The following is a 15,732-nucleotide window of genomic DNA, read 5'->3' on the forward strand; positions in this document are numbered from 1 at the left end:
CATCCGCTCAGTCGTTGACGCGGTCGAGCCCAATCGTCAGCGAGATCGCCAGAAGGGCCAGCATCGCCAGCAGGATCTGCACGCTGGAAACGGCGGCGACCAATGGCGAGCTGCTGTTCTGGACGATCGCGAGCAGCTCGATTGGCAGCGGCCGGTCACGATAGCCATGGGTGAAGATCGTCACCGAGAGATTGTCGACGCCCTCGATGAAGGTGAAGACGGCGCCGGCCAGGATCGCCGGCAGCAGCAGCGGCAGCGTGATGGTGCGGAAGGTCTGCCAGCGGCTCGCGCCGAGATTGGCGGAGGCCTGCTCCAGCAGCGGGTCCAGCCGCTGCAGCCGCGCCATCACGGTGCGCACCATCACCGCCATGACATAGACCGAGAGCGAGACCGACTGCAGCCAGATCGATGGGCCGATGCCCAGCAGCGCGCCCGAGAACAGCACGGCGACCCCGAGGACGATACCCGGCACCATATGCGGCACCAGCACGAAGACGGAGAGCGCCGTGGCGCCGCGGAAGTCGCCACGGGCGCAGGCCAGCGCGGTCGGCACACCAAGCACGATGCAGAGCGCGGTGACGTAGAGCCCGACCTTGATGCTCGTCCACATCGCGTTGACCAGCACCGGCTGGTTGAAGACCTTGACGTACCAGTCGAGCGTGAAACCGGCGGGCGGGAAGCTGATATAGCCGCGCGTGTCGAAGGACATCATCACGACGATGACCGCCGGCAGCAGGAGCAGCGTGAGCGCCAGCACCGCGAGCGCGATGATGAAGCCGATGCCCAGCCGATCGAGGAGTTCGGCGCCGTCGATCCGCTTCATCTTTGTGCCACCCGTGTCCAGCGCGTCGCGATATGCGTCAGCCAGGCGAAGACCAGCAGCACGGCGAGGCAGCTCGCCATCAGGATCATCGCGGTCACCGCGCCCTTGCTCCATTGCAGCGAGTAGACCACCTGCTCGTAGACCATCGTCGCGGCGTTCAGGTAATTGCCGCCTCCGAGGAGCTGCGGCACCACGAAGGTGGTGTAGCTCAGCGTGAAGACGAGCGCGGCGCCGGTGCCGAGCCCGGGCACGCTCAGCGGCAGGATGATGGTTCGCAGCGTCGCCAGCCGGCTGGCGCCGAGATTGGCGGACGCTTCCTCCAACCGGGTGTCATGCCGGCTCATCACCGCGATCAGCGGCAGGATCATGATCGGCAGATGGATCTGGACCATGCCGATCAGCACCGCCCAATGCGTGTTGATGATGCGCAGCGGCTGCGAGATCAGCCCGAACTCCATCAGCGTCGCATTGACCACGCCGCGGCCGCCGAGGATGACGATCCAGGCATAGGTCCGGACGATGCCGCTGGTCAGGATCGGCGCGATCGTCAGCACCAGGATAATGCGGCGGGTCCAGGGGCCGCCGATCAGGAAGAGATAGGCGACGGGGAAGCCGAGCAGCGCGCAGAACAGCGTCGTCGTCAGTGCCAGCGTCAGCGAGCGCTGGAAGGTGATGTGATAGAGCGGGTCGGCCAGCGCGGTCGCGAGATGGCCGAGCGAGAATTCCTGCGAGACGATGACCCCGCGCGACACGGTGATGTCGGAGAAGCCGAGCGAGAGCAGCACGCCGAAGGGGATGACGGCGACGACGACGAGCACGACGATCGCCGGCACGGCGGGCCAGATGCCGCGCCCCGAGAGCAGCTCGTCGACCAGCCGCAGCAGGAGAGGCCGGCGGGTCATGCGCGCGGGAAGGCGATGCAGGCGGCGGGATCGCGCAGGCGCAGGGCCACGCGGTCGCCGACGTCGATGCGGGCGACCGTCTCGTCGCGCAGCGCCACGACGCGCAGCGAAAGCCCGTCTCCGAGTTCGACCTCGTATTCCATCAGCGCGCCGACATGGCGGCGGAAGCGGACGCTGCCGCGCCAGCCCGCTCCGGTCTCGACGGCCGGCTCGATCAGGATGTTGTGCGGGCGCAGCATGACACGGACCTCGCCGTCGAGCGTCGTCGCAACGCTCTGGCCGTCCGGCAGCACGACCCGGCCCTGGCTCGCAACGCCGTTCCAGAAATTCGAAGCACCGACGAAATCGGCGACATAGGCACTGGCCGGCCTGTCGAAGACGTCCTCCGGCGTCCCCAGCTGCTCGATCCGGCCGGCGCGCATCACGGCGATGCGGTCCGACATGGTCAGCGCCTCTTCCTGATCATGCGTGACGAAGATCGCGGTGATGCCGAGGCGCTTGATCAGCTGGCGCATCTCCATCTGCATGGTGCCGCGCAGCTTGGCGTCGAGGGCATTGAAGGGCTCGTCGAGCAGCAGCACGCGCGGCTCCAGAACCAGCACACGGGCGATCGCGACGCGCTGCTGCTGGCCGCCGGAGAGCTGGGCCGGATAGCGCTCCCCGAAGCCGGTCAGCGAGACGGTCTGCAGGGCCTGGGCGACGCGACGGCCGATCTCGGTGGCCGGAACGCCCCGCATGCGCAGGCCATAGCCGACATTCTTCGCCACGGTGAGATGGGGAAAGAGCGCATAGCTCTGGAAGACGACGCCGACGGAGCGGCGGTTGACCGGGACGGGGATCGTGTCCCGGCCGTCGATCAGGATCTCGCCCTCGTCGGGCGTCAGGAAGCCGGCGATGCAGCGCAGCAGCGTGGTCTTGCCGCAGCCCGACGAGCCCAGCAGCGTCAGGATCTCTCCTTCCTGCGCAATGAGCGAGCAGCGATCGAGCACGGTCAGGCCCGCGAAGCGCTTGACCGCGTCGCGGATGGCCACGACCGGGGCGGCTGCCGCCGTCCCGGCCGCCGGGATGGGCGCAGCCGCGGTGATCACCCGGCGAACATCCGGTCGAAGGCCTCGACGATCTTGCCGCGGTTAGGCGCCACCTTCGGCCAGTCGACCGACACCATCGAGGCGATCTCCTCCGGCGTGGAAGGCAGGAACGCGGCGGCCCCCGCCGGGGCGACGATGCCCTTCACCGTGGTGCCGAAGTAATAGGGCGGCTGGGCGGCGAAGGTCTGGCTCTCGCTGGTGAGCAGGATGTCGGCGAATTCGTGGATCAGGTCGCTATGGGCGGTGCGGGTGAACTTGACGATCATGGTCGGCAGGATCAGCGGACCCGGGCCGGTGACCTTGGCGTAGCCGAGCGGCAGGCCGCTGGCGATGGCGATGCCGGTGTTGTCGTGCCAGAGCGGGCAGAGCCCGATCTCGCTGCGCTCCAGCATCTGCTGCAGCAGGTTGGGATTGCGCCCGACCAGCGGCTTCAGCTCCTTCCACTTGGCGAGGCCGAAATCGGTGTCCGCATCGGTCTTGCCGAAGGCCGAGGCCGCGATCGAGACGCAGGCGAGGCCGAGATTGGACTGCGGCCGAGAGACGCCGATCTTGCCGGCATAGTCCGGCTTCCAGAGATCAGCCCAGGTCTTGGGCGGGTTCGGGACCATCTGCTTGTTGTAGGCGATGCCGATGCCGGCATAGCTGATCGGCACGCCCATGCCGTAGGCGTAGGGCATGAAGCGCGGGTCAATGTTCTTGGCGTTGGGGACCTTGGCGATGTCGAGCGGCTCGAGCACGCCCTCGTCGACTGCGTTGATGATCGCGGGCGAGCCCATCACCGCGAAATCATAGGGCGAGGCGCCGCGCGAGGCCTTGATCTGGGCGATCGCCTCCGCCGAAAGGCCGCCGATGATGCGCAGCGAGACGCCGGGATACTTCTTGGCGAGGATGTCCCCGGCGCGCTTCAGCGGATCGTCCTGGGCGCTGCCATAGCCGATCATGACCAGTTCGCGGGCCTGGGCTCGCAGGACCGTTGGTGCGGCCAGCGCGACGCTGCCCGCTGCGGCCCCGAGGAAACGGCGTCGAGACAAAGTCGTCATGGAGGTTCTCCCCGGCCTGCCTGCGTCGGAACGGCACCCGCGGCCTGCGGGCGCGATGGATTGAGCTTTCAATTTGCGGACAAACGAAAACAATCGCAAGCATAAAACTTAGCCAGGTCGCGCCGATTTTTCGAGCGCTCACGCGATGGTGACCTGAACCCCCGCCGCCTCGAGCGCCTGGATGTCGGCCGCCGCCGCGCCCTGGTCGGTGATCAGCAGATCCGCCTGGTCGAGCGGCGCGATGCGGGCACTGCCGACATGACCGATCTTGCCGTGGTCGGCGACGAAGACGACGCGCCGGGCCGAGGCCATCATCGCCTTCTTCACCTCCGCCTCTTCCCAGTTGCCATTGGTGAAGCCGCGGGCAGCATCGACGCCGGCACAGCAGAGAAAGGCGAGATCGGCGTTGATCTCACGCAGCAGCGTCGTGCCGAAGGGCGAGATCAGGCTGCTGGAGCGGGCATTGCGACCGCCGCGCTTGAGGCGCCCGCCGGTGACGATGACGGTGACGCCCTCATGCGCCTGCAGTGCCAGCGCGATGTCGAGACCGTTGGTGACGACGACGACATCGGTGAGCGCGGCCGGCAAGGCGTGGGCGATGGCGAGCGTGGTCGTTCCGGCGTCGAGGATGACGGTTTCGCCGTCGCGGACGAGGGCGGCCGCCTGGTCGGCGATGCGCTCTTTCTCGTCCGAAAAGGACTGGCTCGGCAGGTCGACGGGGCGCTCGAAGCGGGCCGGGCGGAGCGCCATCGCCCCGCCGCGGATTCGGCGGATGAGCTGGCGCTTCTCCAGCGCGTCGAGATCGGCGCGGATCGTCACCGCGGAGACGCCAAGCTCCTCGGCCAGCGCCGCGACCTCGACCACGCCCTTGGCCGAGAGCCTTTCGATGATGCGCTCGTGGCGCGGCAATGTGCGGCCGCGGGCGAGATCGGGCAGGGCTTGCGTGGAGGACATGGCAGGCTTCGTTGTCACTTGCGTTACCAGATAAAATGAAGGATATCGAAAGTCGAGCCCAGATCCGGCGAGCGGATCCGGCACGAGACCTTCGACAGGACAGGACCAGCATGGCCGACCACATGCAGCAGTTCAAAGCCCTCAAGCGCGAATCCTCATCGGATGCGCCTGGCGATCCTGAGCGCTTCCGGCGCGTGGAGCTGACGCATACGGAAATGATGGCGCAGGGCGACGCCATGACCCGCACGCTCGCGACCACGGCGGAGGCGGTGAAGCGCATTGCCGGCGAGATCGCCGCGCGGCCGCTGCGGCGCGTCGTCATCACCGGCTGCGGCGATTCCTGGATCGCCGGCATCGGCGTCCGGCTGGCCTATGAGCGGCTGCTGGGCGTTCCCTGCGAGCCCTATGAGGCCTTCGATCTCGAGCAGTACGGGCTCGACCTTCTCGACGACGGCACGCTGACGATCGGGCTGAGCTCGAGCGGCAACACCGCGCCCGTCAGCGCCAGCCTGAAGGCCACGGTCGCGCGCGGCGGGTATGCCGTGGCGCTGACCAACACCGCGACCTCGGCGATGATGCAGGATTTCCCGGCCGCGCTGCTGATCCAGGCGACGCGCGGCGGCTGGCCGACACAGTCCAGCACGGCCGCCATGGCGTTGCTGATCGCACTGGCGCTGGCGATCGCCGAAGCGAAGGGCCTCGGCGAAGGCAAGGCACCGGGGCTCGCAAGCGACCTCGCCGCACTGCCCGCGGTGATGGATGCCGTCGCGACGGGCTTCTACGACAAGGCGAAGGCGCTGGGCGTGGAGCTGGCGCGCAGCGACATGATGCTGCTGGCCGGGGCCGGCCCGCATCTGGCGCCCGCCGCCTTCGGCGCGGCCAAGCTGAAGGAGCTGGCACCGATCCACGCCATCGCCTTCCCGCTGGAGGAATACCATCACTACCGCACGCAGAAGGCCGGCGACCCGCTCTTCCTGATCGCGCCCGACCAGGCGAGCCGCCAGCGCGCACTGGAAACCGCCATCGTCGGCAAGGGCGTCGAGGGGCATACCATCGCGCTGGTGCCGGAGGGCGAAGACGACTTCGGCCCCTATTGCGCCCATGTCTGGCATCTGCCGCCGGTGCGGATCGAGCTGGCGCCGCTGGTCTACAGCGTTCCGCTGCATCTGTTCGGCTACCATGTGACCAAGGCACGCGACGCGCTCGGCCTCGGCGCCCCGCGGCTCGGCGGCCTCGCTGCGTGACGCCGGAGCTCGTCACCGCGGGCGGGCTGACGGTCGATCATGTGATCTCGGCCGACGGGACGGTCGCGCTGGCGCGGGTCGGCGGCAACGGCGCCTATTCCAGCGTCGGCGCCTTGTGCTGGCGCGAGCCTATCGGCCTCGTCAGCGTCGCCGTGGCGAGCTATCCGCGCGAGACGCTTGCGCGGCTTCGCGACAACGGCGTCGCGCTCGACGGCGTCGTCATGGTCGATGTCGCGCTCGAGAGCGGAAACTGGTTCATCTATGACGATGAGGGCCACCGCAGCGAGCGACTGACCAGCCGCCCCGAGGAGCTGGCGCAGGCCGGTTTCCCGACCGACCGGCTCACGCCCCAGCAGGTCGATGACTGGCAGGCGCATCTGCGGCGGCGCGGCGATGGCGGCGAGCTGTCCTATTCGCAGTTCCGTGACACGCATCCGATGGTCGCGGCGCAGGTGCCGGAGCACTATCTGCGCGCGCGAGGGGCCCATTGCGCGCCGAGCCGCCCGGTCGTGCTGGCCGACCTGCTGCCCCTGTTCAACGGCCGCGGCATGGTGGTGACGCTCGATGCCGGCTGGCAGCTGGCGGAACTCTCGCTCGACGATCTCTCGCCCTTCCTCGCGCAGATCGACGCCTTCCTGCCCAGCGAGATCGAGCTCGCCGCGCTCGTCCCCGGCGTCCCGATCGAGCAGGCGCTGGCACTCGCGGCAGCGCGCTGCCGCGGCACGGCGGCGGTGAAGCTCGGGCCGCGCGGCTGCCTCGTCTGGGACAAGGCGGCCGGTGCGCCCGTCGCCGTGCCGGTGATTCCGACCCATGCCATCGATCCCACGGGCGCAGGCGATTCCTTTTGCGGCGGCTTCCTCGCCGGGCTCGTCGAGACGGGAGATCCCGTCCTCGCGGCCGCCTTTGGCGCCGTCTCGGCCTCGCTCATCGTCAGCCGCCACGGCGCCGACGGGGCACTGCCGATCGACCGCGCCGCCTGCCGCGAAGCGTTGGCGCGGCTGACATCCTCCCTCGCCCGCGCGCCCATGCCAGCCTGAACTCTTGCCCGCCTGATCCTTGCCCGCCTGACCCTGCCCTCGCCGCCCAGGAAGCCAGCCTTGACCACGCTCCGCGTCTTCGCCGCCCGCCCCCTCGTCATCGCTGCGCTGCACCTGCCGGATTTCGGCCGGATGCGCGACAAGAGCATGGCCTGGCTGGAGGATTACGTGGCGACCAATGCGCGGGTCTTCGCGCAGGCAGGCGTTCCCTACATCAAGCTGCAGGACCAGACCCGCGAGGCCGGGCCGATGGCGGCGAGTTCGCTCGCCATGACCGCCGCCCTCGCCCGCTTCCTGCGGGCCGAGGTGCCCGATATCGGGCTCGGCATCATCGTGGAGGCGCATGATCCGGTCGCCTCGCTGTCGATCGCCCATGCGGCGGGGGCCGATTTCGTGCGGCTCAAGGTCTTCGTCGGCGCCGCGATGACGGCGCAGGGGCCGCGCACCGGCATGGGCGCGCAGGCGCTCGCCTTCCGCAACGCGCTGGGCCGGGACGACATCGCAATCCTCGCCGACGTGCATGACCGCACCGCCGTGCCGATGTCGTCCGAGACGCCGGAATTCGCCGCCGAATGGGCCCAGAAGACCGGCGCCGACGGTCTGATCCTGACCGGGGCGGACTGGGCGGATTCGCTGTCCCGCATCCGTCGTGCCCGCGAGACGGGAATCAAGCGGCCGATCCTGCTGGGCGGCAGTGTGACGACCGGCAATGTCGGCGAGGCGCTGACCGCCGCCGACGGCGTGATCGTCTCGACGGCCCTGATGCGCAAGGACGCCGCGGCGTCCGACGTGCTGCGCTGGGATCTCGATCTCTGCCGGCGCTTCATGGACGCCGCGCGCGGCTGAAGTCCTCGCGGCATCGCCTCCCTTGCCGGCGCCCGCGCAGCCCGGCACTGTCGGTCTCGAAGGGAACGATTCGACGGGCCCGCGGTTGACGTCTCGCCGCATCAGAGCGGCACGAAAGGATTTTCGATGAGCAGGCTTTCAGTCCTCGCGGGCATCTTCGGTTTCGTCGCGCTGGCCGCCGTCGGCGCCACGGCGCCGGCCGCCGCCTCGCAGGCCCTTCCGGCCGCGACGGCGCAGCAGCTCGACGAGCAGGATCTGGCCTTCACCATGACCGCCGCCAAGCAGCGCCGGCTCTACATGATGCAGGAAACCCAGCGCCAGCAGCGCTACGGCCGTGGTGGCTATGGGCGCGGCCCGGCCTATGGCCGTGGCTACGGGCCGCGGCCCGGCTATGGCCCCCGCCCCTATTACGGCCGTCCCGGCTACGGCGGCCCGCCTCCCGGCTACGGCTATCGCCGCTACGACCGCTACTGAGGTCTGACGGCCCCTATCCCTCGCGCCGCTCCGGACGCTAGAACAGCGGACGGACAGCGCGAGGAGCAGGGCATGAGCAGGAAAGTAGCGATCGTCACCGCCGGTGGCAGCGGCATGGGGGCAGCCACGGCGCGCCGCCTCGCCAAGGACGGCTATAACGTTGCGATCCTCTCCTCCTCCGGCAAGGGCGAGGCGCTGGCGCTAGAGTTGGGCGGGCTCGGGGTCACCGGCTCGAACCTCTCCGGCGACGACGTGAGGCGCTTAGTCGACCTGACGATGGAGCGCTGGGGCCGCGTCGACGCGCTGGTCAACAGCGCCGGCCATGGTCCTCGCGGGCCGATCCTCGAGATCACGGACGAGGACTGGCAGCGCGGGCTCGACGTCTACTTCCTCAGCGCCGTGCGGGCGATCCGGCTGGTGACGCCGATGATGCAGGCTCAGAAATCCGGCGCGATCGTCAACATCACCACGGCCTGGGCGTTCGAGCCTGAGGCGATGTTCCCGACCTCGGCGATGGCGCGGGCGGGGCTCGCGACCTTCACCAAGATCTTCGTCGACCAGTATGGCGCCGACAACATCCGCATGAACAACGTCCAGCCGGGCTGGATCGACAGCCTGCCGGCGACGGAGGAGCGGCGCCAGCGCGTGCCAATGCAGCGCTATGGCCGCAGCGACGAGATCGCCGGCACCATCGCCTTCCTGCTGTCGCCGGATGCCGGCTACATCACCGGCCAGAACATCCGCGTCGATGGCGGGCTGACACGCTCGATCTGAGCGCGCGCTTCAACGGATGTCCCGCGCCGTGAGATGCTTCCAGTTCCGCTCGGAGCGCGCGAGATAGGTCCTTGTGTCCTTCGACCAGGTGGCCCGCACGTCGAGATCGTAATTGAGGTAGAGGCGGCCCTCGACGATCGACCAGGCCTCGGGCTCGATCTTCACGAGATAGCCGCGCGACGTCCCGTAGGCACAGAAGCCGCCATAGGCCGGCTTGTAGCGCTCCGGATCGGCCAGGAAGAGCGCCCGGTTGGCGGCGCTGGCGAAATGCCAGGTGGCGCCGTCATGCCGGACGGCGTGCTCGGGCGAGCCCTGGCGCGGGCCGCCCTGGCGGAAATAGGCGACGGGGTCATAGCCGCGGATCGCGACACCCTCGGCCGAGCCCAGCGTGTTCACGGGCTTCCCGGTCATGGCCGGCGCGGCCGCGACACCCGGCAGGGCCAGGAGCGCGACCAGGGCCAGCAGCCCGCGACGGCCGATCAGGGCGGAGCGGTGAGAGATCATGGCGTCGGCCTCCCTTCCTCAATGCGCGATGGCGAGCGGTGTGGCGGCGAGAGCGAGCGCCGCCAGACCCGTGCGCGCCTTGCCGAGGCGGGCGAGCCGGCGGCTGGCGAAGAGATTGTGCCCGCCGCGCCGCGCCAGCCGCTCGCGCAGAACGGGAGCGGCGCGATCATGCGCGCCGGAGCGGATCAAGCTCTCGATATAGGCCTGCTCGAAGAGGTCGCGCTGGGCATGGCTGCCGCCGATGGCGGTCAGGCTCCCGCGCGCGGCACCCAGCAGGCGTGCCGCCTCGCCATAGTCGCCTTCGTGGAAAGCGATCAGCCCGTAGGCGGCGAGCGCGCCGCTGCGGGAGGCCTCGCGCCGCTCGCCGCTGGCGTGGACCTGTGCATCGGCGGCCAGCGACTGCGCGATGGTGCCGGCCGCCCTATCGCGCCCGGAGCCGAGCAGGGCCAGCGCATAATGCAGATCGGCGAAGACGAGGCGGCGGTCGTCGATGCGGGCCTCGGCCTTCGTCGCCAGCTCCTCCCAGCGCGAGCCGACATCGAAGCCCGCATAGTCGAGTCGGGCCAGCAGCGCGGCCCCATTGGCGATGTCACGGTAATCGTCAGTCTGCTCGGCCCGGATGCCTTCGTCATAGAGGCGCAGCACCTCCGCCGTCTCGCCGCGCTCCAGCCGGAACAGGGCCAGGTGCCAGGTGATGTGGAAGCGGAAGTTGTTGGCATGGGCCCAGCCCGCGCTGTCGGCCAGCCAGGCGATGCCTTCCTCCGTGCGGCCCGTCATCTCCAGCACATGGGCGACGGCATGGCGCCCCCAGGCGTCGCGCGGCGCCCATTCGACGGCGCGGCGCCCGGCGGCCTCGGCCTCGCGGTAGAAGCCGCGCTCCTCGAGCGCGAAGGCGTAGCAGCCGAAGACATAGCCGCTCAGGCGGTGCCCGGCGGGAACATGCGGCACGACGCGGCGCAGGCAGGCCAGCATCTCGCCCTGGTCGCCGAGCATGAAGCGAATGCCATGCGAGAGCTTCAGCGCCAGCACGTCGCGGGGATGGTCGGCCAATACCGCCTCCAGCGCCTGGGCGGCGCGGCGCGGCCTGTCGTCGAGCCAGAGGCCGAGGGCTTCCACGAACCGCGTTTCGCGCGGCGTCACCGGCCGCTCGGCGCTGGCGCGGCGGGCCTGAGCGAGGCAGTCGCGCGCCGTGCCCAGCAATTCGGGCCGGGCAAGCGAGAGCAGCATCAGCCCTCTGGCGGCATGGGCCAGCGCGAAGCCGGGATCGGCCGCGAGCGTCCGGGCGAGGTGCTCGGGTGCGGACGCGGCATGGGCCAGCACCGCTTCCAGCGTCTCGTCCCAGGCGAGCCTGGCCGCATCGTTGGCGACGCCGATCCTGTTGCCGCAGAGGTCGAAGAACATGGGGCTCACTCTCGTTTCCGGCGAAGCCCGACTCCGCCGCTCGGAAGGGAGTTCGCAGCGGCGCGATCAACCGCCGTTCAACTCGCTTCACGCAGGCGTGATGGGGCCGATGCAGGCGCCTCTGCGGGCGTGTCGCGGGACGCGGGCGGCGGACCGGCCCAGGGCGCGCGCTTGAACCAGCCGACGACGCAGGCGACGCCGAGGATGGCGGCGAAGCCCGCGACGTTGAGCAGGGCGACGGCGAGCCCGTCATGCCCCGCGATCTCCGACGCCGTCCAGGCGAGCCGCGCGAGCACGATGCTGCCCAGGAAGGCCGCGAGCGACTGCCGGCCGATCAGGATGAGCAGGTGGCCGAGGCCGGCGTCGAGCCGGTCCCGGACCGGTTCGATCGCGCTCAAAACGAGATAGGCGAGCGCCAGGAAGTGCAAGATGCGCAGCGGGTGGAGATTGCTCTTCTCCGACGCTGCCGGCAGCAGGAGCTCGCGCAGCTCCCGGCCGGCGGGCCAATGCTCCAGGATGCCCCAGAAGGAGAAGGGCACGGACACGACCACGAAGACAGCGGCCGCCAGCAGCAGACCGGGCCGGCGCAGCGGCGGCACCGGCAGCCACTTCATCGCGATGAAGAAGCCGATGAAGAAGATCGCCTGCCAGGCGAAAGGGTTCAGGAACCAGCCGGCGCCATTCCAGGGGTTGCCGGGGAGGTTCAGCCCTTCCGTCCAGACCAGCGCGTAGAGCAGCGCCACCATCAGGAAGGGCAGCCAGGGGTGGAGCCGCCGCAGCGCGATGGCGAGCGGGATCAGCGCCAGGATGACGAGATACATCGGCAGGATGTCGAGGTAATCGGGCTGCCAGGTCAGGGTGACGAGGCCGAAGAGCGCCCGCTCCGGATCCGTCATCAGCGGCGCGAACTGGCGCCCCAGCTCGGCGCTGCCGACCAGCGTGTCGAGCAGCGTGGCCAGCGCCACCAGCGCGACGACGAGGCCGACATGGGCCCAGTAGACCTGCCAGAGGCGCTGCAGGATGCGCGCCGTGCCGAGCCACCAGCCCCTCCGGACGAAGGTCGCCCCAAAAGCGAGCGCGCTGGCGAAGCCGGAGCAGAAAACGAAGAGTTCAGCCCCGGACGAAAAGCCGAAGCGGGCGGGGATCCAGGCGTTCCAGCTGTTGGCCGGCACATGGGCGACGAAGATGATCAGCATCGTGATGCCGCGGAACAGGTCGAGGCGCTCGTCGCGCGGCCGCTTCGACGTCGGTGCCGGCGCGGCCATCAGAAGGCCCCCTCATAGGCGGCGGCGTCGATGCGGCAGGCGAGCAGGCTGAAGCCGGGCCGCGCGAAGGCAGCGGCCGCCTCGCGGGTAAGGCTCGCGCGGTCATCAACCGTCGCGCCATGGCCACCGAAGGCGCGTGCCACGGCGGCGAAGTCGCTGAGGCCGAGATCGACGCCAGCGCGGGCCAGCCCCATCTGCTTCTGCTTCAACGCGATCAGGCCGAGCGCCTCGTCGACCAGCACGGCGATGACGACGGGCACAGCGAGATCGCGCAACGTCGCGAGTTCGCCGAGCACCATCTCCAGCCCGGCGTCGCCGACGAAGCAGAGCGTCGGCTGCCCGCTGCCGAGCGCCGCGCCGGTCGCCAGCGGCAGGGCACAACCCATGGTGCAGAGCCCGGTCGATTGCAGCAGGCGGCGCGGCCCGTCGCAGGACCAGAGTTGCGAGAGCAGGATGCGATGCGCGCCGGAATCCGCCGTCGCGACCGTGCCACTCGGCGCCGCCGCCCGCAGCGTCTCGAAGACGGCATGCGGGCCCCAGCCGTCGGGGGCCGCGAAGGCACGACGGAAGGCGGCGCGGATCGTGGCCGGCTCGCCCCGCTCCCAGACCGTCGCGGGTGAGAGCCGCTCGGCCAGCCGATCGAGGATGGTGCCGACATGGCCTTCGAGCGTCATCGTCGCGCGGTGCATCCCATGCGGCAGCGCCTGGGCGACGATGTCGATGACCGGCTTGTCGGCCGGCCAGGGGTTGCGCCAGCCCTGGCGCATCTCGATCGGGTCATAGCCGGCCAGCACGATCAGGTCGGCCGCCTCGATCAGCGGGCGGATCAGCGCATCCGCCTTCGGCGAGAGGCCAACGCCTCCGATGACGCGCAGGTCGTCCTCGGGCAGCAGCCCCTTGCCCTTGTAGGTGGTCAGCAGCGGCGCGCCGGTCCGGTCGATCAGCCGGGCTAGGGAGGCGGCGGCGTTCTCGTTGACGAGGTCGAGCCCGGCGAGAACGAGCGGCCGGCGTGCCCCGGCGAGCAAAGCCACCGCGCGGTCGAGATCGGCGGGCCCACCGACAGCCACCGGGGCGACCGGCGGCGGCGGAAGCGTCGTGGCGGGCGCCTCGGCGACGGCGATGGGCAGGTCGATATGAACGGGGCCCGGCCGGCCGGACCGGGCGATGGCGAGCGCCTTGTCGACGACCAGCGCCTCGGTGCCGGGCGCCGCGCGGAAGCTCGCCTTGACCAGCGGGCGAAGCACCGCCTGATGGTCGAAGACCTGGTGGGTGTAGCTCTCGGCGAGCGCCTGATCGACGCAGCCGGTGATGAAGATCAGCGGCACTCGATCCTGCTGGGCATGGGCGACCGCGGTGATGGCGTTGCTGACGCCTGGCCCCAGCGTCGCCACTAAGACGGGCAGCGCGCCCGTGACGTGCCAGAGCCCCTCGGCCATGAAGCCCGCGGCGTTCTCGTGCCGCGCGAGTTCGAAGCGGATGCCCGCGCGCCCAAGCCCATCGACCAGCGCCAGCACCTCGCCGCCGGGGATGCCGAAGGCATGGGTCGCGCCGGCCGCCGCCAACCTCGCCGCGATGATGTCGGCGCCCGTCAGCGTGGCCGTGCCGGCCGGCATAGGGGCTGGCGGCGGGGTCTGGATCGTCATGCAGGCAACTCCTCGCAGGCGAAGCGCCAAGCCGGCGGTTCAGGATGACAATCGCGGCGGAGCCTCCCGCGGTTACCGCTTCACGGAAAGGTGATCGGCGCGCGGGGACGGCTCGGTCATCGTCAGCCGCCAGGCCCGCTCGATCCACGCGGGATCGACGACATGGCCGCCGGCGTGCAGGCAGAGTTCCAGGGGCGGAGCGCCGGCCGCGCTCAGCGGCAGGCAGGAGAGCGAATCCGGAGCGGTGGCAAAATCCGCCACCGTCACCGCCCTCGCCTGCGGATCGAGGATGGCGAGGCTCCTGAAGACATCGCCCTGGCGGTAGCCGTTGCGCAGGGCGCGGCCGGCGAGCGGCACGGTGCCGTCCGCCGTGCCATGGGTATGGATCAGGGCGGGCCGCGGTCCGGCGCAGGAGGCGGGCAGCGGCTCCCAGAAGGCACCGGCAACCGGCGCGAAGGCCCGGAAGCGCTCCGGCATCCGGCAGGCGAGATACCAGACCATCGAGCCGCCCTGCGAGAAGCCGCTCGCCATGATCCGGCTTGAATCGACCGGGAAGCGCGCTGCGACATCGTCGAGAACCCGGCCGACGAAGGCGAATTCGTCGCGATGTCGGCCCGGCGACCCCGGATAGGACCAGGTGCGCCCGGCGCCGTCGGGCGCGATCAGGGCGATGCCGAGCCGCGTCGCCAGCGCGCGCAGGCCGACATCGGCGGCGGTTTCCTCGGCCGAGCCCTGCCAGCCATGGAAGTACATCAGCGCCGCAAGCGGGGCCCTGTCAGCGGCAGCATCGGGCAGGATCAGCCGATAATGCCCGCCCTCGACCCGGCAGCCCTGCTCGCCCGGGCAGGCCTCGACCGGCGCGGCGAGGCCGGGGCCTGCCAGAACAAGGCCGGCGAGGGCGAGCCAGAGCGGCCAGCGGCGGATCATCGGTCGGCTCCATGGCCGGCCCGCCGATCGCCGGCCGTGCGCAGCCGACGCTAGCGGCGTTCGGCAGCCGCTGCGAGGGGCGCTCGCCGGCTTGTGAGCGAGTGGAAAGGCGTGCAAGGAGAAGACCTGCCTCCCTGTTCCGGACCCCTCGCCGCCCGTGTCGCTCGACGATTTCGAAGCCGTGCTGCACCCCGCCTTCATGGCCGGGCTCGAAGGCGACGCCGGCGCCTATCGCCGCTTCCTCGGCTTGATCGGGGGGCGTCTGCGCGGCTTCCTGCGCGGTCATCTGGCGCGGGCCGGCATCGCCAGCGCCGAGGAGGCGGAGGACGTACTGCAGGAGACTCTGCTGGCGCTGCATCTGTCGCGGCATACCTACGACCCGGCCGTGCCCGTCTCGGCCTGGGCCCATGCCATCGCCCGCTACAAGCTGATCGACCATCTGCGGCGCTCAGGCCGGCATCGCGGCCATCTGCAGATCGAGGACGAAGCGCTCTCCCAGGCGGCCCCCGGCAGCGCCGCCAGCGACGCCAAGCTCGATGTCGAGCGTGCGCTCGCCGCCCTGCCGGAACGCACGCGAACGCTGATCGATCGCGTCAAGCTCCAAGGCGGGAGCCTCGCCGATGCGGCCCAGGCCACCGGCATGACCGAAAACGCGGCCAAGGTCGCGCTGCATCGTGGTCTGAAGGCGATGGCGAAGGTGCTCAGCCGACGCGGAACGCGAACGCCATGATCTTTCGCCCCCTGAGCCGTGTAACCTTTCAGGCTCCGCCGCCGAACTCTCAGAACCGCAGCAGGCCCCCGCAGGTTTCG

General features: G+C 70.2%; 16 protein-coding genes. 6 read left to right on the forward strand and 10 right to left on the reverse strand.

Features of this window, described 5'->3' with window-relative positions; translation table 11 throughout:
• Positions 1 to 7: 7 nt before the first annotated feature.
• The 5 genes from ABIE41_RS02360 to ABIE41_RS02380 all read right to left on the reverse strand — a co-directional run bounded on the left by ABIE41_RS02360 (position 8) and on the right by ABIE41_RS02380 (position 4,807).
• Positions 8 to 823: an ABC transporter permease gene (locus ABIE41_RS02360; RefSeq protein ID WP_192643226.1), complete on the reverse strand. Its 816-nt coding sequence runs from the start codon at positions 821 to 823 to the stop codon at positions 8 to 10.
• Positions 820 to 1,725 carry an ABC transporter permease gene (locus tag ABIE41_RS02365; protein ID WP_192643227.1) on the reverse strand — a complete coding sequence of 302 codons (906 nt, stop codon included), beginning with the start codon at positions 1,723 to 1,725 and terminating at the stop codon, positions 820 to 822. The genes ABIE41_RS02360 and ABIE41_RS02365 overlap by 4 nt, the downstream gene beginning before the upstream one ends.
• Complete coding sequence (locus tag ABIE41_RS02370; RefSeq protein WP_354191695.1) at positions 1,722 to 2,813, reverse strand: ABC transporter ATP-binding protein; 1,092 nt, start codon at positions 2,811 to 2,813, stop codon at positions 1,722 to 1,724. The genes ABIE41_RS02365 and ABIE41_RS02370 overlap by 4 nt, the downstream gene beginning before the upstream one ends.
• Positions 2,810 to 3,853, reverse strand: coding sequence for an extracellular solute-binding protein (locus ABIE41_RS02375; protein WP_192643228.1), 1,044 nt, complete (start codon positions 3,851 to 3,853; stop codon positions 2,810 to 2,812). The genes ABIE41_RS02370 and ABIE41_RS02375 overlap by 4 nt, the downstream gene beginning before the upstream one ends.
• Positions 3,854 to 3,991: 138 nt before the next feature.
• Positions 3,992 to 4,807 (reverse strand): DeoR/GlpR family DNA-binding transcription regulator, encoded by an 816-nt coding sequence (locus ABIE41_RS02380; protein WP_192643229.1) that lies wholly within the window; start codon positions 4,805 to 4,807, stop codon positions 3,992 to 3,994.
• A 110-nt stretch (positions 4,808 to 4,917) separates the two neighbouring features.
• Between ABIE41_RS02380 and ABIE41_RS02385 the strand changes: the two genes are divergently transcribed.
• The 5 genes from ABIE41_RS02385 to ABIE41_RS02405 all read left to right on the forward strand — a co-directional run bounded on the left by ABIE41_RS02385 (position 4,918) and on the right by ABIE41_RS02405 (position 9,182).
• A complete protein-coding gene (locus ABIE41_RS02385; RefSeq protein WP_192643230.1) occupies positions 4,918 to 6,051 on the forward strand; it encodes an SIS domain-containing protein in 1,134 nt (377 codons plus the stop codon).
• Positions 6,048 to 7,088 (forward strand): carbohydrate kinase family protein, encoded by a 1,041-nt coding sequence (locus ABIE41_RS02390; RefSeq protein WP_192643231.1) that lies wholly within the window; start codon positions 6,048 to 6,050, stop codon positions 7,086 to 7,088. Before ABIE41_RS02385 ends, ABIE41_RS02390 begins: the two co-directional genes overlap by 4 nt.
• 60 nt (positions 7,089 to 7,148) lie before the next feature.
• Positions 7,149 to 7,934 carry a BtpA/SgcQ family protein gene (locus tag ABIE41_RS02395; protein ID WP_210320955.1) on the forward strand — a complete coding sequence of 262 codons (786 nt, stop codon included), beginning with the start codon at positions 7,149 to 7,151 and terminating at the stop codon, positions 7,932 to 7,934.
• A 126-nt stretch (positions 7,935 to 8,060) separates the two neighbouring features.
• A complete protein-coding gene (locus tag ABIE41_RS02400) occupies positions 8,061 to 8,408 on the forward strand; it encodes a hypothetical protein (protein WP_192643232.1) in 348 nt (115 codons plus the stop codon).
• A gap of 72 nt (positions 8,409 to 8,480) precedes the next feature.
• Positions 8,481 to 9,182, forward strand: a complete 702-nt coding sequence (locus tag ABIE41_RS02405) for an SDR family oxidoreductase (protein ID WP_192643233.1) — start codon at positions 8,481 to 8,483, stop codon at positions 9,180 to 9,182.
• A gap of 9 nt (positions 9,183 to 9,191) precedes the next feature.
• Here ABIE41_RS02405 and ABIE41_RS02410 read toward each other — a convergent pair whose 3' ends face one another.
• From ABIE41_RS02410 to ABIE41_RS02430, 5 genes are all read right to left on the reverse strand, one after another.
• Entirely contained in the window at positions 9,192 to 9,686 is a 495-nt protein-coding gene (locus ABIE41_RS02410; RefSeq protein WP_192643234.1) for a YHS domain-containing (seleno)protein, read from the reverse strand.
• Between the two features lie 18 nt (positions 9,687 to 9,704).
• A complete protein-coding gene (locus tag ABIE41_RS02415; RefSeq protein WP_465247109.1) occupies positions 9,705 to 11,087 on the reverse strand; it encodes a tetratricopeptide repeat protein in 1,383 nt (460 codons plus the stop codon).
• A gap of 77 nt (positions 11,088 to 11,164) precedes the next feature.
• Positions 11,165 to 12,352 carry an OpgC family protein gene (locus tag ABIE41_RS02420; protein ID WP_192643236.1) on the reverse strand — a complete coding sequence of 396 codons (1,188 nt, stop codon included), beginning with the start codon at positions 12,350 to 12,352 and terminating at the stop codon, positions 11,165 to 11,167.
• Positions 12,352 to 13,995: a thiamine pyrophosphate-binding protein gene (locus tag ABIE41_RS02425; RefSeq protein WP_354191701.1), complete on the reverse strand. Its 1,644-nt coding sequence runs from the start codon at positions 13,993 to 13,995 to the stop codon at positions 12,352 to 12,354. Before ABIE41_RS02425 ends, ABIE41_RS02420 begins: the two co-directional genes overlap by 1 nt.
• Before the next feature lie 72 nt (positions 13,996 to 14,067).
• Positions 14,068 to 14,922, reverse strand: a complete 855-nt coding sequence (locus ABIE41_RS02430; RefSeq protein WP_192643237.1) for a CE1 family esterase — start codon at positions 14,920 to 14,922, stop codon at positions 14,068 to 14,070.
• Positions 14,923 to 15,079: 157 nt separating this feature from the next.
• Between ABIE41_RS02430 and ABIE41_RS02435 the strand changes: the two genes are divergently transcribed.
• Positions 15,080 to 15,652, forward strand: coding sequence for a sigma-70 family RNA polymerase sigma factor (locus ABIE41_RS02435; protein ID WP_354191703.1), 573 nt, complete (start codon positions 15,080 to 15,082; stop codon positions 15,650 to 15,652).
• Positions 15,653 to 15,732: the final 80 nt, after the last annotated feature.

Source organism: Bosea sp. OAE506 (assembly GCF_040546595.1).
In the GTDB taxonomy this organism is placed as follows: Bacteria; Pseudomonadota; Alphaproteobacteria; order Rhizobiales; family Beijerinckiaceae; genus Allobosea.

Coding starts and splice junctions, on each gene's coding strand:
- ABIE41_RS02400 (WP_192643232.1), top strand. CDS start 8,061: ATGAGCAGGCTTTCAGTCCTCGCGGGCATCTTCGGTTTCGTCGCGCTG.
- ABIE41_RS02415 (WP_465247109.1), bottom strand. CDS start 11,087: ATGTTCTTCGACCTCTGCGGCAACAGGATCGGCGTCGCCAACGATGCG.
- ABIE41_RS02420 (WP_192643236.1), bottom strand. CDS start 12,352: ATGGCCGCGCCGGCACCGACGTCGAAGCGGCCGCGCGACGAGCGCCTC.
- ABIE41_RS02430 (WP_192643237.1), bottom strand. CDS start 14,922: ATGATCCGCCGCTGGCCGCTCTGGCTCGCCCTCGCCGGCCTTGTTCTG.
- ABIE41_RS02385 (WP_192643230.1), top strand. CDS start 4,918: ATGGCCGACCACATGCAGCAGTTCAAAGCCCTCAAGCGCGAATCCTCA.
- ABIE41_RS02410 (WP_192643234.1), bottom strand. CDS start 9,686: ATGATCTCTCACCGCTCCGCCCTGATCGGCCGTCGCGGGCTGCTGGCC.
- ABIE41_RS02405 (WP_192643233.1), top strand. CDS start 8,481: ATGAGCAGGAAAGTAGCGATCGTCACCGCCGGTGGCAGCGGCATGGGG.
- ABIE41_RS02425 (WP_354191701.1), bottom strand. CDS start 13,995: ATGACGATCCAGACCCCGCCGCCAGCCCCTATGCCGGCCGGCACGGCC.
- ABIE41_RS02365 (WP_192643227.1), bottom strand. CDS start 1,725: ATGACCCGCCGGCCTCTCCTGCTGCGGCTGGTCGACGAGCTGCTCTCG.
- ABIE41_RS02375 (WP_192643228.1), bottom strand. CDS start 3,853: ATGACGACTTTGTCTCGACGCCGTTTCCTCGGGGCCGCAGCGGGCAGC.
- ABIE41_RS02360 (WP_192643226.1), bottom strand. CDS start 823: ATGAAGCGGATCGACGGCGCCGAACTCCTCGATCGGCTGGGCATCGGC.
- ABIE41_RS02380 (WP_192643229.1), bottom strand. CDS start 4,807: ATGTCCTCCACGCAAGCCCTGCCCGATCTCGCCCGCGGCCGCACATTG.